Here is a 23,169-nt window from a genome sequence, read left to right as displayed (position 1 = left end):
GATTTTGATAACCATTAAAGACATTGCCAAACTGGCGGGGGTGAGCTATAGCACGGTATCAAAGGCGCTGAATGATGATCCCCGAATCAAACCAGCAACAAAGCAGAAGGTGCTGGCGGTCGCGGAGAAACACCAGTATCGAAAAAATATGTTGGCGCGGCAGCTCTCCACCGGCAGGAGCAACATCATCGGTTTTGTGCTGGATGAGCTGAGCAATCCGTTATTCTCGAACATCTCCGGCCGTCTGCACACCGAGCTGAAGAAGCGGGGATATCAGATGATCCTGGTTGTGGCGGATGATGGTGTGGATGTCTTCAGCCAGCTGCGCGTGGACGGATGTATTCTGTGGGACTATGCACTGGACAATCGGGAGATGTTCTGGAAAAAGTTCGCCACACTCAACATGCCATGTTTTGTGCTGGGTACAGATGAAGCGCCGAACTCTCCTTACATCAAGATTGATCGCAAAGAAGGGCTGTTCAAAGCAGTGGAGCATCTAAAATCGCTGGGCCACAGCCGAATCGGATTCATCGGCAACTCCCAGCACGTCAAGCTGGAGGGATACCGGGAAGCGTTGCAGCGTACGGGTCTGGATTTTAACGAAGATCATGTGCTGCCTGCGTATTCCTCTTGGGAGGACGGGTATTTTGCCATACGTAATCATGTGTTTGGGCCGGAGTCGCCAACAGCTTTTATTGGACTGAACAATCTGGTCACCCGAGGGGCGCTCCGGGCTTTGCTTGAGGCAGGTTACAGTGTTCCACGCGATATCTCGTTAATCGGGTATGATGATCTGCCGGATATGCAGTATGCCGAAGTAGCCTTGACAACGATTGGCCCGTCTCTGGATGAACTGGCCGTGCAGGCAGCAGAGCTGATTGTATCGTTAATCCGTGATGAACAGGTCGACGTTCCGGTAGTTATTCAGCCCAAGCTGAACCTTCGCAATTCAACAGCAGTTAGTCATACATGTATTAGGTGAGTACAACATTCAAGGAGGAATTGCTTATGCAGGTACAGACGCAGTTATCCTGGTCTGAGCGAATTGCAGCAACAATTATCCAGCAATGTGACGGGGACGGTTATCATGCGTTCCCTTCGGGACGATGGGCATACGTGGAAGGCATGACCTTGATGGCGATGGCACGAACCGGGCAGTATTATGGCAAGCAAGAGTATGTTGATTTTATGAAAAAACATATGGACCTGTATATCCAGCCGGACGGCTCTATTGTCACCTATACTTTGGAAGAATATAATCTGGATCAGATTAATCAGGGGAAAAACCTGTTTGCATTACTGGATGGTGCTGAAGATCAGCGTTACGCAGAAGCGGCGCATCTCTTGGCAGCACAGCTCGCGGGGCAACCCCGCACGTCGGAAGGCGGCTTCTGGCACAAAAAAATCTATCCATTCCAGATGTGGCTGGACGGCCTGTATATGTCCTCTCCCTTTTTGTCCGAGTATGCGAAGACATTTCATCAACCCGAGTTATGGGATGAAGTAGCACATCAGATTTTGCTGATCGAACGCCAGACCCGTGATCCTCGGACCGGACTGCTCTATCATGGCTGGGATGAATCGAAGGAACAGGTCTGGGCAGATTCATCGACAGGGTGCTCGCCACACTTCTGGAGCCGGGCGATGGGCTGGTATGCCATGGCGATTGTGGACAGTGTGGAGCATTTCCCCGTGAATCATCCAAAGCGCGGCACCATCATCGGTATCTTCGAACGGATGTGCCATGCTTTGGTAGGCGTGCAGGAGCAGGAGAGCGGGTTATGGTTTCAGGTGCTGGATCAGGGCTTCCGCAAAGGCAACTATCTAGAAGCATCCGGGTCAAGCATGTTTGTATATGCACTTGCGAAGGGTGTGCGACTAAGGTATCTAGAGCCGCATTTCAGAGCTGCGGCGGAGAAGGGATGGCAGGGACTTTCCTCCAGATTGGTGGAGGAGACTGCTGACGGCGTTCGGTTAAACGGGATCTGTCATGGCGCAGGACTAAGCCTGGATCGGGATGGCTCGTACAACTACTATGTAAGTGAAGCGGTTGTAAGCGATTCCTTTATGGGGGTGGCCCCACTTCTGCTGGCAGCGCTGGAAATGGAGCGATTGCCATGACGCAGCAGAGATTGCCAAATACAGCATTGAAATCATCGGCTCCCTGTCTGACTGTTGCTTCAGACGGGTCAGGGGATTATGTGACGATCCAGGCTGCTGTTGATGCGCTGCCGGAGAATGGCATCGGAACCGTTCCAATTCGAGTGAAGGCTGGACTGTATCATGAGAAGCTGCATATGGAGAAGCCGGGCATCCACCTGATTGGTGAGGGGGCGGAGCAGACGATCATTACGTATGATGATCATGCACTCAAGAAGTTCCCGGACGGGTCGCCATATCATACGTTTCATTCCTATACGGCTTTCATCGGTGCTGATGATTTCACGGCAGAGGGAATTTCCTTCGTAAATGCTGCCGGGCCAGGCAAGCAAGTTGGTCAGGCGTTGGCCGTTTATGTGGATGGAGACCGTGCGGCCTTTCGCCGCTGTCGTTTGATCGGTCACCAGGATACGATCTTCACCGGCCCGCTGCCGGAGCAGCCCATGGATCGCAGTTACTTTGGCGGGCCACGCGATGGTGCTGAGCGGCGCAAACTGCGGCAGTATTTCGAGGACTGTTACATCGAAGGTGATATCGATTTTATTTTTGGCTCGGCTACGGTGGTGTTTAAAGGCTGCGAGATCTTTACGAAGAATCGCCTGACTGAAGCGGAGGCTGCAGATGGACAAGTGAACGGTTGGATTACCGCAGCCTCTACGCCGGAGGATGTGCGTTACGGCTATGTGTTTCTGGACTGTGATCTGACCAGCAATGCACCGCCGCAGTCGGTGTATCTGGGCAGACCGTGGCGTCATCATGCCAAAGTCTGTTTTCTGAACTGCTGGATCGGCGCTCATGTGAAGCGGGAGGGATGGCACAACTGGAACAAGACAGATGCAGAGCAGACCGTTCGGTATGCGGAATACAACAGCGCAGGGCCTGGTGCCGGATGTGCTGCTGATCGTGTGCCTTGGGCCAAAATACTGACCGAACAGGAAGCGGCCGAGTACACTGTACCTCTGATTCTGTCCGGCGTGGATGGATGGCAGCCTTTGGAAGGGAGAGGGGAGCAGCGGCAGTAAGATACGCCCTCTTCTCTGCGCAATATCTAACACAGGTTTTCTTTCAAGTCTCCTAAGGAGTTGAAAGAAAACCTTTTTTGTGCGCTATATTACATTTTTCGCCCCCAATAGAACTATTTTATCCCTTATCTCTTTTGCATTTTACTGATTAAATACAGGGTGAGGATCTGTAAATTCCCTGTAAAATTTGGATGGTGCCTGCAAAAAGAGAACACGAGAGGGAAGGTCCATTTTGGTAAGGGAAGGGAGTGAAGTGACACGCAGCATCAGATGGCTGAATGAGGTTGGCTCTAATCGATCACAGATCAGATGCAGGTGGACTATTAAAGCTTTTGTTTGCAAGGTGAACGTATCCTTAGTACAGGAGGGATTTTGCTTGAATCAAGCTGTTCGATTCCGCCCGGTCATTACATTTGCTTTGGCATTTCTTCTACTTATTTCGTGGTTTGCACCGAGAGCCGATGCCGCCGCCCAGTGGCAGGCAGGCACCGCATACAAGAAAGGAGACCTCGTAACATATCAAAATAAAGATTATAAGTGTATTCAGGCCCACACGGCGTTGACCGGATGGGAGCCCTCTGTTGTGCCCGCGTTGTGGAAATACGTCGGGGAAGGTTCGGGAGGGGAAACGCCAACGCCAGATACGGCACCACCTTCTGTTCCTGCGGGTCTGACTTCATCCTCCATCACGGACACCTCCGTGAGTCTTTCCTGGAATGCATCCACGGATAATGTGGGCGTAGCGGGGTATGAGGTGTACCGGAACGGCGTTCTTGTGACAAGTACTTCAACTACAACAGCTGTAGTCACTGGACTGACAGCCAGCACGACTTATGCTTTTACGGTAAAAGCCAAAGATGCCGCAGGCAATATATCCGCTGCGAGCACCTCCCTCAGTGTGACAACTTCCAATGGATCTTCCAATCCGGGGCCAACCGGCAGCAAATGGCTGATTGGCTACTGGCACAACTTCGATAATGGTTCAACGAATATCAGACTTCGTAACGTATCAACAGCCTATGACGTCATTAATGTCTCCTTTGCCGAACCGATCTCACACGGCAGCGGAACACTTGCTTTTACTCCATACAATGCAACGGTAGCCGAATTCAAATCCGATATTGCCTATCTTCAAAGTCAGGGGAAAAAAGTACTGCTTTCCATGGGGGGAGCCAACGGTACCATTGAGCTCACCGACACGACCAAGAGACAGCAATTCGAAGACTCGTTAAAATCGATCATTTCCACGTATGGTTTCAATGGTCTTGATATCGATCTGGAAGGAAGCTCCCTGTCTCTGAATGCAGGGGATACCGATTTCCGTAGTCCAACTACACCGAAAATTATTAACCTCATCCAAGGCGTGAAAGCGGTTAAGTCATACTTCGGTTCCAATTTTATCCTGACGGCTGCGCCGGAGACGGCCTATGTACAGGGTGGATATCTGAGCTACGGCGGCCCTTGGGGAGCATACTTGCCAGTCATCCATGCCTTGCGTAATGACCTGACCCTGCTTCATGTGCAGCATTATAATACGGGCTCCATGGTGGGGCTGGATGGGCGCTCTTACGCTCAAGGAACAGCTGATTTCCATGTGGCCATGGCGGAGATGCTGCTTCAAGGCTTTCATGTAGGCGGCAGCACAGGCCCATTCTTTAGTCCCTTGCGACCGGATCAGATTGCCATCGGTGTGCCGGCTTCCCAACAGGCTGCCGGAGGTGGTTATACAACGTCAGCCGATCTGCAAAAGGCACTGAATTATTTGATCAAAGGTGTGTCATACGGCGGTTCCTATACCTTGCTCCAGCCTGCGGGCTATGGGGGGATAAAAGGGATTATGACCTGGTCAATCAACTGGGACGCATATACGAATAACCAGTTTTCGAGCGCACATCGTCCGTTCCTGAACGGGCTGAGTACGCAAACGACAAAGGAGGTTGTGTATTAGATGATACATTTAAATAAACACACTGCTTTCAAGAAAACCGCAAAGTTTCTCCTGGGTCTATCCCTGCTCTTATCCGTCATTGTTCCTTCTTTTGTGCTCCAACCCGCTACGGCAGCAGCTGCAGATTCTTATAAAATTGTTGGTTACTACCCGTCCTGGGCTGCGTACGGGAGAAACTATAATGTAACGGATATCGACCCGACCAAAGTCACGCATATCAACTATGCTTTTGCCGATATTTGCTGGAACGGTATTCATGGAAATCCGGACCCTTCGGGCCCTAACCCGGTGACTTGGACATGTCAGAATGAGAAGAGCCAGACAATCAATGTACCGAATGGAACGATCGTGCTTGGCGATCCATGGATTGATACCGGCAAGACATTTGCAGGGGATACGTGGGATCAGCCCATTGCAGGCAATATCAATCAGCTTAACAAGCTGAAACAGATCAATCCCAGCCTGAAGACAATCATCTCCGTGGGAGGATGGACATGGTCCAACCGCTTTTCTGATGTAGCTGCGACTGCTGCAACGCGAGAGGTATTTGCAAATTCTGCCGTCGACTTCCTGCGGAAATACAATTTTGACGGGGTAGATCTGGACTGGGAGTATCCGGTATCAGGCGGACTTGATGGTAACAGCAAACGTCCTGAGGATAAGCAGAATTACACACTGCTTCTGAGCAAAATTCGTGAGAAGCTGGATGCTGCCGGAGCTGTGGACGGCAAGAAGTATCTGCTTACGATTGCAAGCGGTGCATCGACGACCTATGCTGCGAATACAGAGCTTGCCAATATAGCTGCCATCGTCGACTGGATTAACATTATGACATATGATTTTAACGGGGCTTGGCAAAAAGTCAGCGCGCATAACGCGCCGTTGAACTATGACCCTGCGGCTTCAGCTGCTGGGGTGCCGGATGCCAATACATTTAACGTAGCTGCCGGAGCGCAAGGGCATCTGAATGCTGGGGTACCGGCCGCCAAACTTGTGCTTGGTGTTCCATTCTACGGCCGCGGCTGGGATGGATGCGCACAGGCGGGCAATGGCCAGTATCAGACCTGCGCGGGAGGTTCTTCCGTTGGAACTTGGGAAGCAGGCTCCTTTGATTTCTATGATCTGGAGACCAATTACATTAACAAAAACGGGTACACGCGTTACTGGAATGACACGGCCAAGGTGCCATATCTCTATAATGCGACCAACAAGCGATTTATTAGCTATGACGATGCGGAGTCTATTGGATATAAAACCGCTTATATCAAAAGCAAAGGACTCGGCGGAGCGATGTTCTGGGAACTTAGCGGTGACCGGAACAAAACACTTCAAAATAAACTGAAAGCCGATCTGCCTACCGGAGGTACAGTGCCTCCAGCAGATACGACGGCGCCAAGCGTACCCGGTAATGCCCGTTCGACAGGTGTGACGGCTACCTCGGTAACGCTGGCTTGGAATGCTTCAACAGATAATGTGGGTGTTACCGGTTATAACGTCTACAATGGTGCCAATCTTGTGACCTCCGTCAACGGGACGACCGCAACAATCAGCGGACTGTCAGCGGGTACATCCTATAGCTTTACGGTAAAAGCAAAGGATGCGGCAGGCAATCTGTCTGCAGCCAGTAATGCTGTAATCGTAAGCACTGCCACTTCGCCGGGAGGTGATACGCAGGCGCCAACTGCGCCAACGAACCTCGCATCAACCGCGCAAACAACATCCAGTATAACGCTGAGCTGGGCGGCATCCACGGATAACGTGGGTGTAACGGGTTATGATGTGTACAATGGAACGACACTTGCGACATCCGTGACCGGAACAACAGCAACGATCAGTGGACTTGTAGCGGATACCTCGTATACATTTACGGTAAAAGCAAAGGATGCGGCGGGGAATGTATCTGCTGCGAGCAATGCGGTGACCGTGAAAACAACAGCAGGAACGACGAATCCGGGCGTTTCCGCCTGGCAGGCGAATACAGCCTATACTGTAGGACAGCTGGTCACGTATAGCGGCAAGACGTATAAATGTTTGCAGGCCCACACTTCCTTGCCTGGGTGGGAACCATCCAATGTCCCTGCATTGTGGCAGATTCAATAGTTAAAAAATGGATTACCACATTTTGAATTGAAACGCGCAGTGTTAGCGGCTCTTGGCTAAAGTGAAGAGAATATAACAAAAAACCACCGGCTCCTGGTCCGGTGGTTTTTCGCTATGCTATGTCAATGTCAAACAATGCAGCATACAAAAAAGGCTATCTATTAGAAATCGAAGTTGTCCGGATCAGGTCCAACGCGAACATCTTCGTTCAGGGCACTGATCTGATCCATCTCTTCATTTGAAAGTTCAAAGTCGAAGATGGAGGAGTTCTCGATAATCCGCTGTTCCTTAGTGGACTTTGGAATAGTAATGACTCCATTTTGCAGATCCCAACGCAGGATGACTTGTGCAACCGATTTGCCTTTGGCTGAAGCAATCGCCGTGAGCACCGGATTGTCCAAAAGCTGACCCTGCATCAGAGGTGACCAAGCTTCAAGCTGGATATCATGCTTCTCACAGAATGCCTTAAGCTCAACCTGAGTCAGGCGAGGGTGGTATTCTACCTGATTGACCATCGGTTTCACTTTGGCATCCTGCATCAGGTCTTCGAGATGATGAATCTGGAAGTTACTTACGCCAATGGCCTTAATGCGGCCGGCTGCGTACAGTTCCTCGATCGCTTTCCAGGCTGCTTTGTATTTGCCTGCCTTAGGCCAGTGAATCAGATACAGGTCCAGGTATTCCAGTCCCAGTTTGTTCAAGGTTGTATCAAAAGCCGCAAGAGTCTCTTCATATCCGAGGTCTGCATTCCATACTTTAGATGTAACAAACAGTTCTTCACGTTTCAGGTTGTTTTCTTGCAAAGCTTCGGCAATCGCTTGGCCAACACCGGCTTCATTGCCGTATATTGCAGCAGTATCAATGCTGCGGTAGCCATGTTTAATCGCATTTTTCACGGCTTCAATCAGTTCAGATCCTTCTTCTACCTTAAATACACCAAGTCCGAACCAAGGCATAGAAACACCGTTATGCAGAGTTACTGTGGATTGTAAATGTTGTGCGGTTTGAGCTGTTGTCATGAGATTTCCTCCTTAAATTGTGTGAAAATCAATCGTTTCAAGCTGAATTATCGTTGTTTTATCATACAAAATTAAATCATAGTAGATCAAATTGGGTTCAACGTATTATAGTATAATAAAATACAATGTGAAACCGGTTCCCCTCGAAGGCTGGAATTGATATATATAAGAGTGAGACCCATGGTCGGAATGGAAATTAGAACGAAGCTTTCTCCATTTCGACTGATGCATGTTGATCCTTGCTTTCCAGCATTTTAGCCCATGCGGTCAGGATTACAGCTACGAGAACCATCAGGGCTCCGACCCATGTCGTGTGAATCAAACCAATGGAGTCATTGATCACTCCACCCAAATAGGCACCTATAGCGATCCCTGCATTAAATGCGGCGATGTTAAAGGCTGAGGCTACATCCTTGGCCTGTGGTGCATATCGTTCAGCCAAGGTTACAACGTACATCTGAAGACCAGGCACATTCATGAAGGCGAGCAGACCCATACCCATAATGGTGAGCAGTGCTGCCAACTTAAACGGGACGGTGAAGTACATCACGCCGAGAATGATGGTCTGAATGATGAACATGTAGAAGAGCGCCTTGAGCGGGTTGCGATTGGCTGCTCTGCCGCCGATGATGTTGCCAACAGCGATGGCTATTCCGTACAACAACAGAATGAACGCTACTGTTTTCTCAGAATATCCACTGATATCATGCAACAACGGGGACAAATACGTAAAGACAACAAATGTTCCTCCGTACCCAACGGCAGTAATGGCAAAAGCAAGCAGCAAGCGTCCACCTGTAACAAGCTTCAACTGATCCCGAAATGCCGTCCGTGTTCCTCGCTTCAACGTGGATGGCACGAGTATCAGGTTTCCGATCATTGCAATAATGCCAACCACAACAATCAGGATAAAGGCAGCGCGCCAGCCCCAATGTTGACCAATGAGTGTACCGAGAGGTACACCGGTTACTGTGGCAATGGTAAGACCGGAGAACATGATCGCAATGGCACTTGCCCTACGGTTGGCAGGCACCAGATCGGCTGCAATCGTGGAGCCAATGGACATGAACACCCCGTGTGCCAGAGCGGATACTACTCGTGCAATGAGTAACATGGTGATGCCCGTCGATAGTGCAGCCATCGTGTTACCCGCAATGAAGACAATCATGATGGCAAGCAATAGCGTTTTGCGTGATATGGTAGACGTCAGTGAGGTCAGAACAGGAGCCCCAAAGGTAACGCCTAATGCATATAAAGTAACGGTCAGTCCCGCTGAAGTTACGGAAATGCCCAGGTCATCTGCAATGAGGGGCAGTAGCCCAACGCTGATAAATTCTGTGGTACCGATCGCGAAGGCACTAATGGCCAGTGCTAGCAGTGCCCACGTGCTGCGCTTTGAATCTTGTAACATTTCTTGCTCAACTCCCCCGAATGTAGATTTACGTACCGGCAAATGCTATTATGAGTTATTCGGTATAGATTGAATAGTACGTACTTTTTAGTACCCTACGTACTTTTTGGTGCCTATACAGCATGCGACGGATGTAATTCAATTCATCAGGGAGGAAGCAAGTTATGGTTAGAAAAAAATATAACATCTCGGTTGAAGCTACCTTAGAGGTGATCGGTGGCAAGTGGAAATGCGTCATTCTCTGTCATCTGACACATGGGAAAAGACGAACCAGTGATCTTAAGCGTATTATGCCCGCAATCACACAAAAAATGTTAACACAGCAACTGAGAGAGCTTGAAAACGACGGGATCGTGAATCGAATCGTATATAATCAGGTCCCTCCCAAAGTAGAATACGAATTGAGTGATTACGGGAGAAGTCTTGAACCGATTCTCAATGCGCTATGTAATTGGGGGGATCAACATATTGTGAAGGAATACGGAGACAAATCAGCAGTTCTGGAAGATAATGGACTCAATGATTTTAACTCTGACAATAGGGAGCTGGTGCAACCGTGAACTATGAGATTTTATATGATGGTGCTTTTGCGATGCTCAAGGTACATTTGCAGCGGGGAGAGCGGTTCAAGGCCGAGAGTGGTGCGATGGTATCCATGACTCCTACGGTCGAACTAAAGGGTTCAGCAGAAGGTGGGATGTTTGCCGGGTTCGGTCGGATGCTGAGCGGGGAGAAGTTTTTCTTTCAGGAACTGACGGCTGCGGGCGGGTCGGCAGAGATTCTGCTCTCACCTTCAAGCATGGGCGATGTAGAAGCTGTTGAATTGGACGGTTCCTATTCACTCTATGTGCAGAAAGACGGATTTCTGGCAGGAACCGAGGGCATTCAGGTGAATACCAAAATGCAAAATCTGAAAAAAGGTCTCTTTTCGGGAGAAGGTTTCTTCATTATTGAGATCAGTGGACGTGGAACTGTATTTCTGTCTTCCTATGGTGCCATCCATGCGATTAATCTGGCAGCAGGTGAAGAAATGATCGTGGATAACGCCCATTTGGTGGCATGGCCTCATTATGTAGATTACCGTATTGAGAAAGCTTCACAGGGCTGGTTATCCAGTGTTACAAGTGGAGAAGGACTGGTATGTCGGTTCCGGGGAGAAGGAACCATTCTTATACAGAGCCGCAATCCTCAAGGATTCGGACAATGGGTGAAGCAGTTTATCCCTGCGCGCTAATTATTTTTTTGAGAAAGAACACACAGAGTTGCAACGGATATGTTTCCAACATCGTTATATGAATAATGGATTTACTTCATTGACTGACGGGTACATATTCTGTTGCATAAGGTCGCACATCATGGAGGTATGAGATGACAAGCTCACGGTATAAAAACGCACAAGAAAGCCCGGGATATCTGTTATGGCAGGTTACAGCCATGTGGCAAAAGGAAGTACGCAGGGTGCTGGAGCCCCTCGAACTGACACAACCTCAATTTGTATTGTTGCACGCCTGTTTGTGGCTCAATGAACACGATGAGGAAGGCAAAGGAGTTACTCAGGTTCAAATTGCTCAGTTTGCCAAGGTGGATGTTAACGTGACTTCTCAGGTTCTACGTGCGCTTGAAAAAAGGGGATTAATTACCCGCGCTCGTCATCAGACAGATACGCGTGCCAATATTATCACAACAACGGAAGAAGGAACCCGATTGGCTGTGGAGGGAATTCATCTGGTCGAGGAATCGGACAAGGCATTTTTCGAAACTTTGGATGATCGTAAGGAAGAGTATATGGAGATTATGCAAGAGTTTCTTCGCCAAAAAACAGAGAGTTGATCCGTAATATATCTTTTTTTAATGTATTAAACTACAGAATGTAGTGGAATTGGAAATTTTTCTGATTGTTAATAATTATAGCACCTCTGCAAAATCCAAATAGACCCCCTGACTTCATCTTGTCGGGAGGTCTATTTGGGTTGCTCAATCGATTCGGTAGGACGCAAACGGCTCGCGGCGACGGAAAGAGTCACTGATCTGGTCCAGATCGGCCAACAGCTCATCGGGCAGTGACATGTCCAGACTAGCCAAATTATGTTCCAGCTGTTCGGTGCGTGTAGCGCCCACAATCACTGTGGATACAGCTGGACGTGTCAGTAGCCATGCGAGCGACAGCACACTCGGGGAGCATCCATATGAGGCAGCTTTAGCACTCACTTGTTCACTCAGTTGGATATTATGCTCCAGCAGGAAACGGTTGAAGGACGGATCGGTGTCTGCTCTGGAACCAGAAGGCACACTGGTCTGTCCGTTATATTTACCGGTCAGAATACCACCTGCCAGCGGGAAATACGGAATAATGCCTACACCCTGATCCAGACACATCGGTACCAGTTCCAACTCAGGCGTACGGTCTGCCAGGGAGTAGCTGGTTTGGGTGGAGATGTAGCGCACATAACCTTTCTGTTCACTGATACCTAAAGCTTTCATCAGCTCCCAAGCTGCATAGTTGGAGGCACCGATGTAACGGACTTTGCCGGAAGTGACCATATCGTCTAGCGTGCGGAGTGTCTCATCCAGCGGTGTATGCGGATCAAAAGTATGGATCTGGTACAGATCCACATAATCCGTTTGTAGGCGCCGCAGGCTATGTTCCAGCTCTTGTTGCAGGTGGTAGCGGGAGGAACCCCGCCCATGAGGACCATCATGCCGGGGTAATCCGGCCTTGGTAGCAAGCACCGCGTTTTCCCGTCGACCTGTGAGAGCCTGTCCGATGATGCGTTCCGATTCCGTGCCTGCGTAGATATTGGCGGTATCGATAAAGTTGATGCCCTGATCCATCGCTGCATGAATAATGCGGGTAGAAGCTGCTTCATCCGCGCGTTTGCCAAACGCATTGGTGCCGAGCCCCAGTGCCGACACACGCAAACCACTATTGCCCAAACGTCGATATTCCATCATTCATTGCTCCTTCTCTGTTTATTTATGTAATGCAGATTATAACGTAATCTATTGAAAACGTGTTATTAATATAGTTAAATGATTCTAAGAACCCGTTATTAAAGGAGATATGATGGAAAACAGTGCCGCACATTTAACAAGACGGAAGCCGAAGAAACCGAAGAAGAAATGGAAGAAGCCATTGATCATCACCCTAAGTGTGCTGCTTGTGTTGGGAGGACTCGGATTTATTTATCAAAAGCAACTCGTCGTGTTTGCCTTTAACATGTTCGCTTCAGCTACGGTGAAGGATGCCTTGGATGACTCCTTTGTACCAGCTGGCGATAAGGATGCCCCTGTTGTGGAACATACGGACCCATTCTCATTGTTACTGCTAGGGATAGACCAACGGGATAACGAACCAAGCCGTTCGGATACCATCATCTATTCCGTCGTGCGTCCAGAAGACAATAAAGTGCTGCTGCTGTCCATTCCACGTGATTCCTATACCGAGATTGTCGGCCGGGATGTGAAGTCAAAGATCAACTCAGCGTATGCCCATGGTGAAGCCAAGATGGCGATGGATACGGTGGAGAATCTGCTGGGGAACAAAGTAGATTTCTATGCCGCGATTAATTTTAACGGGCTCAAGGATATTGTTGATGCGGTGGGCGGTGTTGAACTGCCGATCAAAAAGAATATTGAGAACAAGCTCAAAATTCATGAGAAGCTGTTTGTTGAAGCGAATAAACCGATCTATAGCGGCGAAGAAGCGCTTGGTTATGTGCGTTACCGAGAGGATTCCGATTTCAATCGGACGATGCGTCACCGGATTTTCCTAAGTGCTTTCATGAATCGTGCACTCGAAGTCAAAAATCTGACCAAGATCCCGGACGTAATCCAGATTGCCGGATCGAATTTTACAACCAACATGACCTCGGACTTTATCGTGAAATTTGCCGAGTCCTTATATATGAAAGACAGTGTACCCACGATCAGCAATTACATGCTGAAGGGTGAGGGTGCAACGCGCAGTGGCACATGGTACTACGATCTGTCGGAGGACGATCTGCAATATGTGCGTGGCATGATCGCCAGCTGGCTGGACCCGGATGCTACCGAGATTATTGAACCGGAGTCAGCGGACCAGGCAGATACACCAGATGCAGCATAAGCATCGATTCTTGTGCAAAGCTCATATGAATATAAGTCGGGAGAAGCGGTTGCTTCCCGGCTTTTTTGCGTTTGAAATCCTACGGATGGAATATTGTACAGATATATCTAATGTTTAAACCTCTTTTTATGGCATACATATAGTAAAATATAGGGAAAAGATTAAACATCAACCAACGGAGGAAGCTCATGAAGGAGTTTAAGGAACGGCTTGGGCAGGTTCAGGAGCAGCAGAAACAGCTGGCGAAGGAGTATCACGCCTTGCTCCAGGAATACCAGTCCGATGATCTGATCGTTCAGAATGAACAGTTGCAGGAACAGTATGAAGCCCATAAGCTCAAGCTGCGCGAGCTTGAACTTCGCTCGCGCAAGATGGAAGAAGAGAATGCACGTCTTCGCATGGCGTTATCTGAACAGATGCTGGATGAGAAGCTGAATCTGATTCGGGTATCCCGAGAGAAGATGGAGACCTATTTTCAAGGGAAAACAGCGGTACATAATGATCGAATTGCATTCCATGAACATCGAACCAAATCCAATCTGAACGCGCTGTACAACCGGGCAGCAGAGGAGTTGCAAGAGGACTCCCACGAGGTGAAGGAGAGGATTGCTTACCTTGCTGCAGAGGTGAATGAGCGCATTGAATCGCACAAGCGGGCCGTACGGGAGCGAGAAGAGGCTCTGCGTGGGCACATGGAGCGTGGATATGAGCAGATGGCGGAGGAGGGCTTGAGCGAAGAGACCATTCAGCGTCGGATCAAGCAGAATCGTATGGAGATGAAGATTGGACTTAGCTGGATCAACAAAGTAGCCATTCTGCTGCTTATTCTAGGCGTTGGAGCAGCGTTCCAATACTCGTACTCGACCTGGTTTAATGACGAGATGAAGAGTGGAGCCTTTTTCCTGCTTGGTGCTCTGATGCTCGCTGGAGGAGAGTTGCTGTTTCGTCGCAAAAAGCAGACGTTTGCAATGGGGCTGCTCGGCGGCGGGATCTCCGTGTTGTTCGGGTCCATCTTCTATAGTTATTTTTTACTGCATATTATCGGGTTATATACGGGACTTGCCCTGTCTGTATTGGTATCGGCAATCTCCGTGTTGTTGTCCCTAAGGTATCAGTCGAAGACCATCTGTTCATTGGGTCTGGTAGGCGGATATCTTCCGCTATTCTCGTATATGTTCTCGTTCGGGCTTGAGGGCACTGCTGTCTATGTAGCCATGATCTATCTGCTGCTCTTAAACGGCATTATTGTGTTCATTTCGTTTGGCAAACGGTGGCCGGTGGTGCACTATATCAGTTTCCTGTTCAACACACCATCCATGCTCATCCTCTTATGGCTGTCACCAAGTGAGAAGATTGGCATGTTGTATTCCATTGTGACGTTTGCATTATATCTGGGCATTACACTGGCGTATCCGTTCAAACACCGGATGAAGTTAACCTGGTGGGATTTCGCTCTGCTCGCTATGAATACAAGCATCAGCTGTCTGATGTTATACATGTTATTTGATGTGGCAGGTTGGAATGATGCTCAGGGCTTGCTGGCGTTAATCTTCTGCGCGGTGTATCTGGGCCTCGCACGATTCGTTCAGCGCCATATGGCTCAGGAGAAACAGACGATTCTGCTCTTCTATGTCACTTCCCTGACCTTTGCCATTCTGATTATCCCGTTCCAGTTCGGGGCCAAGTGGTTATCCATGGGTTGGTTAATTGAAGGCGTTCTGCTGGTCACACTCGGACATCTGAAACGGTTCAAATCGGTGGAACGTGCCGGATGGGGCATCGTGCTTCTATGTCTATTCACTTTTGTGTACTATGACCTGCTGGCGCTATTCTTCATCGGGGAACGTTCTTACTTTATGTTAAAATACACCAGCATTACGCTGGGGACCCTGCTGATTACACTGTATTATGCCTGGGCAGTTCACAGCAACTCATCTTCCAGAGAGAGATTCAATTACAGCGCACTGGAACTGGGTTTCCTGAACGGATTCAAGTATGTGACACTTGCGAATCTGTGGTTATACGTGCTGTATGAGTCAAATGAATTGTATACCAGAGCAGTCGATGGGACGTTCCTGTTATACATGTTCTACAAGTTACTCATGTTCGCAGCGCTCACGATTGCATTGGCCTATGGACTGAGCAAGGTGAAGCTGCTGTATGATCGATACGTACAGGTGTATACCACCTTCCTGCATGCTATTGGCTGCTGTATTGCACTGGCCGTAACCTTAACCATGCCAGCGCTTCAGCCAGCGCTTCAGCCGGAGGTTCAGCAGCATACAGCGGCAGAGATTGTTGGTTTGCTGGTGCTGATTATCTTTAATGTAGGGGTATTCTTTGCAGGAAGGGATCTGCTGATTGCCGGCATCCGCGGGCAGTTCAAGAGCATTGAATGGTACCCGGTTATCGCAGGGGTATATCTGCTAGGGGTCATCACCGTATTCCTGACGATCCAGTTCCATTGGGGTGATGTGGGGCTGATGTTCAGCCTGATCTATCTGCTGCTGGCGATTCTCTATATTGCCTATGGATTCCGTAGAAAATATGTCATGATTCGGCGTCTGGGCCTGGGTCTAACGTTGTTCGCCACGGGTAAGATGGTGTTCTATGATGTAGGGATGCTTACCTCGGGCAGCAAAATCTTTGCTTATTTCAGCTTTGGCGTACTATTGCTTGGGATCTCTTACCTGTATCAGAAGGTGTCGAGCCGGATGGAGGAAATACAGTCCAGAGAGACAGCGAAGATTGGCGACGAACCGACTGTGCCGGAGGAAGAAGACTGACTTTGATTCTGAACGGCCGAAGTTGCATTTGCGGTTATATGGGGAGGGATTCTTGAAATGGGATTCGATATGAAAATCATGCTTTGGCAACTGTTATGGCTTGCTGGCCCTGTAGCTCTTATCGTGTATGCGTGGAGGAAATTCGGTGTGAGAAAGAAACGGCGTTAAGGTGAGTGTGGATGGTGGGGATGTCCATTGTCCACTTCGTTTCGCTTTGGGAAATAAGTCGTTATCTCTGTTGATCAAACGGATAGATGATCTTTTGTGTAATATAGATTTTTGGTATTAAAATGAGGCTCCGGGCTGCTGTGAACAGCAATCTGGGGCCTTATTGATTGGAGTCTATGTCTTAGCCTAAGATGACATTCGTGAAACGTTTTGCGTGGAAATCACGTTATAATAGAGTAGACTAGGGCTGGATCTTCATTTGTAACCATGAGGTTTCGGAAGCCGATGTGCCTTTCAGTGATTCTCCGCCATCATCATTCATACGGGAGAGCACGGTTAATGTCATGGACAGGGCAAAGGCGAGTAGCACGTATATGAAAATGTTTTTTTTGTTCATTAGAAGGTACCTCTCTTGTTGAATGAGCTGAAGTAGACATCCGACCGTCATGAGAAAAAAAGCACAACGTCTGGTATAGTAGAGTGAGTAGAACCAAACATAGATCGTTCCTGTATACCACTATATTGAACTATAGCGGTGCAAACAATGGAACAAATCTGATGAATTTATCATTATTGTTATGAAATGTTTATAGAGATCGAGTGATCGTTGAAGGTGGGAGAATAACATGCGGGAGACGGCAAAAATCGTCATTCGTACGCCAGGACAGGAGAGTGACGGCTCATTCGCTTATGTAAGCCAGGGTCGCTCCATTACGGTGGGACGTTATACAGGCGGTAGTGAATTGGACTTGTCTGTCTATAATCAGATGATATCGAAGCGGCATTGCCGCATTCATTATGATGTACAGCAACAGTTATGGATTGAGGATCTGGATAGCAAAAATGGAACCGAACTGAATGGGCAGCGCCTCGTTCCACATGAGAAATATCCGTTTGGTGAAGGAGACAGCCTGACGTTGGTCAACGGCCTGATCCAGCTTCGCGCTGAAGGTGATCTTGGAGAGACGAGGGAATATCGGTTGTCGGATCTGCTGGGTGAGGGTGTACGTTTACAGGATCACCTGCAAACCGTGCAGATTGGAGAAGTGGAGATTCCGCTGTCCAAGAAGGAGTATCAGCTGTTCAAGCTGCTGTATAGTCAACTGGACCATTTTGTGACCCGAGAGCAGATTGTGGCTCAGGTGTGGCCGGAGCGGAGCATGCTGGAGAGTGAAGCGGTAGGGATTGACGAGATTAACTCCTTAATCTATCGGACGAATCGTAAGTTGGGTGTACACTTTACCATTAAGTCCGTTTATAAAAAGGGTGTATATATGAAGTCTCATGTGCCTGAATGAATGAGTGATAACAAAGGGATGAGTTCATGTTTATCATTTACCTGATTCCATGGCTGATTGCCGTGGTGACATTGATCGGTGTCATATCCATCGTACTTGTCAGTTGGAAAAACGGGATTTCCCCGATGCCCACATCCGGCCGCGTCAGGCAGGTGGTCATTCAAGAGGTAAACCGCATTCCAGGGTACGGCGATGTGCTCGAAGCCGGCTCCGGATGGGGCACACTGGGAATGGATGTTGTAAGGCATTGCCCTGGTAAAAGGCTGACCGGAATTGAGAATTCTATCATTCCCTTATGGTCTTCCCAAATAATTGCCTATCTCAGTGTTCGCTTACGCCGAGCGAAGGGAAACAACCACTCTCTCAAGGGCAGACTGCGCTTCATGCGCGGGGATATCTACACCAGTTCCTATGAACATGCGGATTGTGTGATCTGTTATCTGTTTCCGGGAGCGATGACCCGACTTCTGGACAAGTTCAGTCGGGAGCTTCCGCCGGGTGCCAAGGTGATTAGTATCTGTTTTGCCCTGCCGGGCAAGGAACCGCTACGCACAATAACATGTCGAGATGCCCTACGTACCAAAGTGTATGTGTATGCTTTTTGATGAAGAAGCTTATGATTGGAGACAGGAGAAACCGGAGGAATGAGACCCTCATGTTTCTGCTTTTTTTCAATGCATGTTATAACTCACGTGGGGTGTATATAGCTATGAATAAACAAGAACAAGTGACTGATCATTTCAGAGAATTATTTAATAAACTGGTCTGGATTAACAAGTCGAAGATGGAAGCCAGTCTTCGTGGTTATAAGTCTTCCGAAGTTCATTGCATTGAATATATTGGAAAGAATATCGATCCCAATGTGACAAAGCTTGCAGAGTCGCTGTATATGACAAAGGGTGCCATAAGTAAATTGACGAAGAAACTTATCGAAAAAAAATTGATCGAAGTCTACCAGAAGCCGGAGAACAAGAAAGAAGTCTATTTCAGACTGACCGAGAAAGGGACCGTTGTATTCGGTATTCACGAGGAACTTCACCAAGAATTTCAAAAGCGGGATCAGGCTGTGTTTGAGCAGGTAACCGAAGCGCAATTGGAGGGCATGCTCAGGTTTATGGAGCAATACAGCAAACATTTGGACGCAGAGATAAAGAAACAGGGTTTGGACATTTAGATAAATGTGTGTAATGAAGGGTAACACAAAAAAGCAACTTACTCTAATCGAGGGTAGGTTGCTTTTTTATTTGAATAATTATTGTTGACAAGGAAACTAAAAAGAGTTACATTTTTTGTTGAATAGGAAACAATAATACAAAGAGGAGACACATATGACTAAAGAAAACGTCAAAACCACTGAATTACCCAAAGAGGTGCTCATTGCAGCCTGGGCTATAGCTCTTGGAGCCATTGCACCTTTGCTTGACTCTACCATGGTGAATATTGCCATAGATCAATTAACACATGATTTCAATACAACCTTGACTATTATTCAATGGGCCATTACAGGATATGTTCTCGCTCTTGCCATGGCAGTTCCCATCTCCGGTTGGCTTATGAACAAGTTTAATAGCAAGAAGATTTTCATTGGTGCTGTTATCCTATTTGGAGTGATTTCTATTTTAGTAGGTGTTAGCTGGAACATTTCGAGTTTTATCTTCTTTCGTTTACTTCAAGGGTTCAGCGCAGGGGTGATTACGACCCTCATGTTTACCCTCTTGGTGAAAACGGCAGGGAAAGATCACTTGGGAAAAGTGATGGCCATCGTAAGTACGCCTATGATCTTCGGCCCTATTCTGGGTCCAGTCCTTGGAGGATTCATCGTTCAGGTGGCATCCTGGCAATGGATTTTCTTCATTAACGTGTTCATCGTGTTGATTGCTGCGCCTGTAATGATGAAAACAATTCCTGACTTTGAACCTTTCAACAAAGAGAATAAGCTTGATCTGTTTGGCATTATTAATTTGTCTTCCATGAGCGGGGCTTTAATCTACGGGATAACGAGAGCTGCGGAACATGCTACGTTTAACAATAATGAAACGATCTTATGGGTGGGTATTGGTGTGGGTTTGGCTGTCATATATATGGCTTATAATCTCATTCGCAAGAATCAAACGGTCCTGCCCATGAGTTTGTTTACTTATAAAAGTTTTGCTGCTTCAAGCGCCGGCTTGTTTATGGCAAATATTGCTCTTATGGGTCCGATGTTAATCCTCCCGCTATTCTTTCAAAACTTTCGCCATTTTACGGCGATTGAAACAGCAGTTGCTCTTATCCCCCAAGGGGTTGGGATGCTTGTTACTCGGCCTTTACTTGGAAAAATGATTGATAAAATTGGACCCAAATATGTAGTGATCGTCAGTTTATTTCTTTCTCTCATTGGTTCAATTCCGCTTATTTTCATCTCTGATAAAACAAGTATGATCTGGATCTCCGTTATATTGTTAATTCGTGGTGCGAGTATTGGAGGGATTAGCCTGCCGTTAACAAGTGAAGCATACACTGGGCTTGATAGCACACAGCTCCCTGAAGCGAGTGTGGGCATTAATATGATTGAGAATCTTGGTTCAAGCTTTGGCTCAGCTATTATCGCGACGGTTGTTGCAACGGTTATACAAGGGTTGCAACCAACGGTCATAAATGAGTTGAAGGGGTACCATGCTGGATTTCTATTATCCAGCGTTATTCTTGTAATTATTCTAATCCCTAGTTTGTATCTTACAAATAAAAGGAACGCATGAACAGTTACTCATGTTCTTCCTGAAAAAATGAAAGCACTAGGCCCCGAATTCACTGTTATCGTGATTTCGGGACCTAGTGCTTCTTATTATACACTTAACTAAAATTATGATTATTTTGCAGAATCGGTAGTGCCTGTGCTGTCCGATGTTGTACCGGATTGCGAACGATTCCGTCCACCTCCGAATCCGCCTTGTCCACCTCCACCAGGACCGCCCATACCTGTATTGGCTGTAGTTACACCAGATTCATTCACCCAAGTCACATTACTGGTCGATTGGAATGCAACCACCTGGGTTCCGCCACTGTAGGTACCGTCTGTGTAGAGTCCATCCACCGCTTTACCTGTAGACGTACCACCGGAGTAGATCACGTAGGAGCCATCTTTTTTCAGATCCGGTGAGCTGACAACCACGGTTTGATAATCTTTTGCTGGAGCGAACGTCAGAATGTTGTTGCCTTCGCTGTCTTGTACATGTACAAGTGTTCCAGCTTTTTGCGTTGCAGGGAATGTCATCACAATGGTATTTTGCGTAGACGCATCGGATGTTCCTTGTGCCATACCAGAGCTTCCGGCAGCCACGAGGTATCCACCGCTGATTTCAAATGTACCGTCATAATCCAATGCTCCGTTACCGTTATCCGTCGGTCCGTTCACAATAACCGTTCCGCCAGTCATATTAATGGAACCATTGGAATCCAGTCCGTCACCACCTGCGTTCACAGTGAGGGAGCCGCCGTTAATGTGGAACTCGTTATTGCTTGCTGCTGCACCACCCATACCGCCCGGTCCACGTCCTTGCTGATTAGCAGTTGTACCTTGGGATGCCTGATCGGTAGTTGATGTTGTACCTGTCGTTTCGGTTACAGAGATGTTCGATGTCGTTGTTGCATCGGTTGCTGTAGTAGCGCTACCTGTACTTGCCGTTGTATTCGCAGCTGTTTCCGTCTCGCCACCTGCAGCATTTACGCCATCATCGGATGCCGTTACATCTACATCCCCATCGTTCAGGGTGATGATTGCTCCTTCAAGTCCTTCATAACTCTTCGCAATCGTGATCGTTCCGCCGTTAATCGTCAGGGCCTGATCGGCATGAATGCCGTCATCACCAGATTCAATGTTGAATGTTCCGTCGTTAACTGTCACGTTATTGTTGCTGTGCAGGGAATCATCCATGGAATCTATGGTATACTTACCGCCATTAACCGTAAGATCTGTACCTGCTTTGAGTGCTTTGGCACTTGTGGACTCGGTTGCTGTTGTTGCTGTGTCAGCATCGGCATTAGAATCCGTTGTTGCTGTTGCATTGGCAGAGCTGGATGCTGCTGCGCCGTTTGTATTAGCACCTGCATTGGTACCGCCGTTATTAGGCATCTCCGGCATATCCGCAGGAGGTTCGCCATCTGGTGGTGTACCCATATCGGTTGGTGGTGTGCCGCCTCCCCATCCACCGCCACCAAATGGACCTTCTTCTACTTTGGCTGGTGCATTGGCGCTACCGCCGCCCGTTACAATGTTGTATGTGCCGCCATCCGTAACGAGTGCGGTTTCGGCTTGAATACCGTCGTTACCGCTTTGGATATCGAAGGTACCTCCTGCGATAGCAACGTAACCTTTGGTGGTATCTGTGTCATTGGTTGATTTAATACCGTCGCCTTTGGCTTCAATGGTAATGGTGCCCGCTTGAATTGCGACCATATCTTTACCTTTGATGCCGTCATCGGCTGCTTTGACGCTGATGCTACCACTAATGATTTTCAGATCATCCTTGCTCGTAATACCTTCATTATAGTTACCTGTGACGGTCAATTGACCTGCACCATTGAATGTAAGATCCGCTTTGCTGAAGATTGCAGCATCGGGCTCGTCTGTCGTAGCATCGGCGTACACATATGTTTTACCATCGGAAACGGTATTCTTGGTTCCTTTTTCGAGCGTAATCACCGCTTTACCAGCCTTCTGAATGTAGATCGCGGCGCTGTCGTTATCATGAATGGTTGCTCCGTTTAATACGAGATGCACAGTACCCTTATCGGCAACGTTAACCACAATCTGGCCATCCGTTAGCTCACCGCTAAGTACATAAGTGCCTGCTTCGGAGATGGTTACCGAACCATTCGCTGCTTTGGCGCCCGAACCGGTCACCGTTGCAGTTGTTCCGTTCAGCTTAATCGCTGTGGAATCTGCCTCACTCCAGCTAATATTGGTATCGTCAGCATCCAGAGAGACCAGATCCGCGTATTTTACAGAAGTTTGCTCGCTGACGGATACCGTTTTGGTTGTTCCTGTCGTTGATGTTGCGGCATTGGCCGTTGTGCTTGTGGTTGCTGGTGAACTGCATGCTGCGAGTAGGCTGGTAATCATGGCGATGGACCAAAGTTTGCTGCCTGTTATCATGTTTTTCTTCATATTAGA

19 protein-coding genes are annotated in these 23,169 nt (G+C 48.1%); 14 read left to right on the top strand and 5 right to left on the bottom strand.

Annotation, left to right across the window (positions count from 1 at the left end; all coding sequences use genetic code 11):
* The first annotated feature begins 4 nt into the window (after positions 1-4).
* The 5 genes from QNO02_RS29165 to QNO02_RS29145 all read left to right on the top strand — a co-directional run bounded on the left by QNO02_RS29165 (position 5) and on the right by QNO02_RS29145 (position 7,230).
* On the top strand, positions 5-982 hold the full coding sequence (locus tag QNO02_RS29165; protein WP_165980320.1) for a LacI family DNA-binding transcriptional regulator: 978 nt from the start codon (positions 5-7) through the stop codon (positions 980-982).
* Between the two features lie 26 nt (positions 983-1,008).
* On the top strand, positions 1,009-2,121 hold the full coding sequence (locus tag QNO02_RS29160) for a glycoside hydrolase family 88/105 protein (RefSeq protein WP_289390673.1): 1,113 nt from the start codon (positions 1,009-1,011) through the stop codon (positions 2,119-2,121).
* Positions 2,118-3,182, top strand: a complete 1,065-nt coding sequence (locus tag QNO02_RS29155) for a pectinesterase family protein (RefSeq protein ID WP_289390672.1) — start codon at positions 2,118-2,120, stop codon at positions 3,180-3,182. Before QNO02_RS29160 ends, QNO02_RS29155 begins: the two co-directional genes overlap by 4 nt.
* A gap of 376 nt (positions 3,183-3,558) precedes the next feature.
* Positions 3,559-5,130: a chitinase gene (locus tag QNO02_RS29150; RefSeq protein ID WP_502921845.1), complete on the top strand. Its 1,572-nt coding sequence runs from the start codon at positions 3,559-3,561 to the stop codon at positions 5,128-5,130.
* A complete protein-coding gene (locus QNO02_RS29145) occupies positions 5,131-7,230 on the top strand; it encodes a glycosyl hydrolase family 18 protein (RefSeq protein WP_289390671.1) in 2,100 nt (699 codons plus the stop codon).
* Between the two features lie 161 nt (positions 7,231-7,391).
* On the opposite strand, the gene QNO02_RS29140 is transcribed toward QNO02_RS29145, so the two are convergent.
* Together QNO02_RS29140 and QNO02_RS29135 are read right to left on the bottom strand one after the other, a co-directional pair.
* Positions 7,392-8,249 (bottom strand): aldo/keto reductase, encoded by an 858-nt coding sequence (locus QNO02_RS29140; RefSeq protein ID WP_289390670.1) that lies wholly within the window; start codon positions 8,247-8,249, stop codon positions 7,392-7,394.
* 196 nt (positions 8,250-8,445) lie between these two features.
* The gene (locus QNO02_RS29135; RefSeq protein ID WP_289390669.1) at positions 8,446-9,660 is read right to left on the bottom strand and encodes an MFS transporter; all 1,215 of its coding nucleotides are present in this window, start codon (positions 9,658-9,660) and stop codon (positions 8,446-8,448) included.
* Positions 9,661-9,824: 164 nt separating this feature from the next.
* Between QNO02_RS29135 and QNO02_RS29130 the strand changes: the two genes are divergently transcribed.
* From QNO02_RS29130 to QNO02_RS29120, 3 genes are all read left to right on the top strand, one after another.
* Positions 9,825-10,220 (top strand): winged helix-turn-helix transcriptional regulator, encoded by a 396-nt coding sequence (locus QNO02_RS29130; protein WP_017691613.1) that lies wholly within the window; start codon positions 9,825-9,827, stop codon positions 10,218-10,220.
* Entirely contained in the window at positions 10,217-10,894 is a 678-nt protein-coding gene (locus QNO02_RS29125; RefSeq protein ID WP_017691614.1) for a TIGR00266 family protein, read from the top strand. The genes QNO02_RS29130 and QNO02_RS29125 overlap by 4 nt, the downstream gene beginning before the upstream one ends.
* A gap of 134 nt (positions 10,895-11,028) precedes the next feature.
* Positions 11,029-11,490: a MarR family winged helix-turn-helix transcriptional regulator gene (locus QNO02_RS29120; RefSeq protein WP_091035655.1), complete on the top strand. Its 462-nt coding sequence runs from the start codon at positions 11,029-11,031 to the stop codon at positions 11,488-11,490.
* Positions 11,491-11,634: 144 nt separating this feature from the next.
* Here QNO02_RS29120 and QNO02_RS29115 read toward each other — a convergent pair whose 3' ends face one another.
* Positions 11,635-12,609: an aldo/keto reductase gene (locus QNO02_RS29115; RefSeq protein WP_062836693.1), complete on the bottom strand. Its 975-nt coding sequence runs from the start codon at positions 12,607-12,609 to the stop codon at positions 11,635-11,637.
* 112 nt (positions 12,610-12,721) lie between these two features.
* Between QNO02_RS29115 and QNO02_RS29110 the strand changes: the two genes are divergently transcribed.
* The gene (locus QNO02_RS29110) at positions 12,722-13,765 is read left to right on the top strand and encodes an LCP family protein (protein ID WP_353959094.1); all 1,044 of its coding nucleotides are present in this window, start codon (positions 12,722-12,724) and stop codon (positions 13,763-13,765) included.
* Positions 13,766-13,953: 188 nt separating this feature from the next.
* Entirely contained in the window at positions 13,954-16,551 is a 2,598-nt protein-coding gene (locus tag QNO02_RS29105; protein ID WP_289390668.1) for a DUF2339 domain-containing protein, read from the top strand.
* Between the two features lie 409 nt (positions 16,552-16,960).
* On the opposite strand, the gene QNO02_RS29100 is transcribed toward QNO02_RS29105, so the two are convergent.
* Positions 16,961-17,116: a hypothetical protein gene (locus QNO02_RS29100; protein WP_165980318.1), complete on the bottom strand. Its 156-nt coding sequence runs from the start codon at positions 17,114-17,116 to the stop codon at positions 16,961-16,963.
* Positions 17,117-17,345: 229 nt separating this feature from the next.
* On the opposite strand from QNO02_RS29100, the gene QNO02_RS29095 reads away from it, so the two are divergent.
* From QNO02_RS29095 to QNO02_RS29080, 4 genes are all read left to right on the top strand, one after another.
* Positions 17,346-18,017 carry an FHA domain-containing protein gene (locus QNO02_RS29095; RefSeq protein ID WP_289390667.1) on the top strand — a complete coding sequence of 224 codons (672 nt, stop codon included), beginning with the start codon at positions 17,346-17,348 and terminating at the stop codon, positions 18,015-18,017.
* A 26-nt stretch (positions 18,018-18,043) separates the two neighbouring features.
* On the top strand, positions 18,044-18,622 hold the full coding sequence (locus QNO02_RS29090) for a class I SAM-dependent methyltransferase (protein WP_289390666.1): 579 nt from the start codon (positions 18,044-18,046) through the stop codon (positions 18,620-18,622).
* A gap of 104 nt (positions 18,623-18,726) precedes the next feature.
* A complete protein-coding gene (locus tag QNO02_RS29085; protein ID WP_289390665.1) occupies positions 18,727-19,191 on the top strand; it encodes a MarR family transcriptional regulator in 465 nt (154 codons plus the stop codon).
* Positions 19,192-19,345: 154 nt separating this feature from the next.
* Positions 19,346-20,755 (top strand): MDR family MFS transporter, encoded by a 1,410-nt coding sequence (locus QNO02_RS29080; protein WP_289390664.1) that lies wholly within the window; start codon positions 19,346-19,348, stop codon positions 20,753-20,755.
* A 110-nt stretch (positions 20,756-20,865) separates the two neighbouring features.
* Here the strand turns inward: QNO02_RS29080 and QNO02_RS29075 are convergent, their stop codons facing one another.
* Entirely contained in the window at positions 20,866-23,163 is a 2,298-nt protein-coding gene (locus tag QNO02_RS29075; protein WP_289390663.1) for a carbohydrate-binding domain-containing protein, read from the bottom strand.
* Between the last annotated feature and the right edge of the window lie 6 nt (positions 23,164-23,169).

The sequence above is a fragment of the Paenibacillus sp. PK1-4R genome (assembly GCF_030369595.1).
GTDB lineage: Bacteria > Bacillota > Bacilli > Paenibacillales > Paenibacillaceae > Paenibacillus.
This window is presented reverse-complemented; position numbering and strand designations above follow the sequence as displayed.

Coding starts and splice junctions, on each gene's coding strand:
- QNO02_RS29160 (WP_289390673.1), top strand. CDS start 1,009: ATGCAGGTACAGACGCAGTTATCCTGGTCTGAGCGAATTGCAGCAACA.
- QNO02_RS29155 (WP_289390672.1), top strand. CDS start 2,118: ATGACGCAGCAGAGATTGCCAAATACAGCATTGAAATCATCGGCTCCC.
- QNO02_RS29145 (WP_289390671.1), top strand. CDS start 5,131: ATGATACATTTAAATAAACACACTGCTTTCAAGAAAACCGCAAAGTTT.
- QNO02_RS29140 (WP_289390670.1), bottom strand. CDS start 8,249: ATGACAACAGCTCAAACCGCACAACATTTACAATCCACAGTAACTCTG.
- QNO02_RS29135 (WP_289390669.1), bottom strand. CDS start 9,660: ATGTTACAAGATTCAAAGCGCAGCACGTGGGCACTGCTAGCACTGGCC.
- QNO02_RS29130 (WP_017691613.1), top strand. CDS start 9,825: ATGGTTAGAAAAAAATATAACATCTCGGTTGAAGCTACCTTAGAGGTG.
- QNO02_RS29120 (WP_091035655.1), top strand. CDS start 11,029: ATGACAAGCTCACGGTATAAAAACGCACAAGAAAGCCCGGGATATCTG.
- QNO02_RS29115 (WP_062836693.1), bottom strand. CDS start 12,609: ATGGAATATCGACGTTTGGGCAATAGTGGTTTGCGTGTGTCGGCACTG.
- QNO02_RS29110 (WP_353959094.1), top strand. CDS start 12,722: ATGATGGAAAACAGTGCCGCACATTTAACAAGACGGAAGCCGAAGAAA.
- QNO02_RS29105 (WP_289390668.1), top strand. CDS start 13,954: ATGAAGGAGTTTAAGGAACGGCTTGGGCAGGTTCAGGAGCAGCAGAAA.
- QNO02_RS29100 (WP_165980318.1), bottom strand. CDS start 17,116: ATGAACAAAAAAAACATTTTCATATACGTGCTACTCGCCTTTGCCCTG.
- QNO02_RS29095 (WP_289390667.1), top strand. CDS start 17,346: ATGCGGGAGACGGCAAAAATCGTCATTCGTACGCCAGGACAGGAGAGT.
- QNO02_RS29090 (WP_289390666.1), top strand. CDS start 18,044: ATGTTTATCATTTACCTGATTCCATGGCTGATTGCCGTGGTGACATTG.
- QNO02_RS29085 (WP_289390665.1), top strand. CDS start 18,727: ATGAATAAACAAGAACAAGTGACTGATCATTTCAGAGAATTATTTAAT.
- QNO02_RS29080 (WP_289390664.1), top strand. CDS start 19,346: ATGACTAAAGAAAACGTCAAAACCACTGAATTACCCAAAGAGGTGCTC.
- QNO02_RS29075 (WP_289390663.1), bottom strand. CDS start 23,163: ATGAAGAAAAACATGATAACAGGCAGCAAACTTTGGTCCATCGCCATG.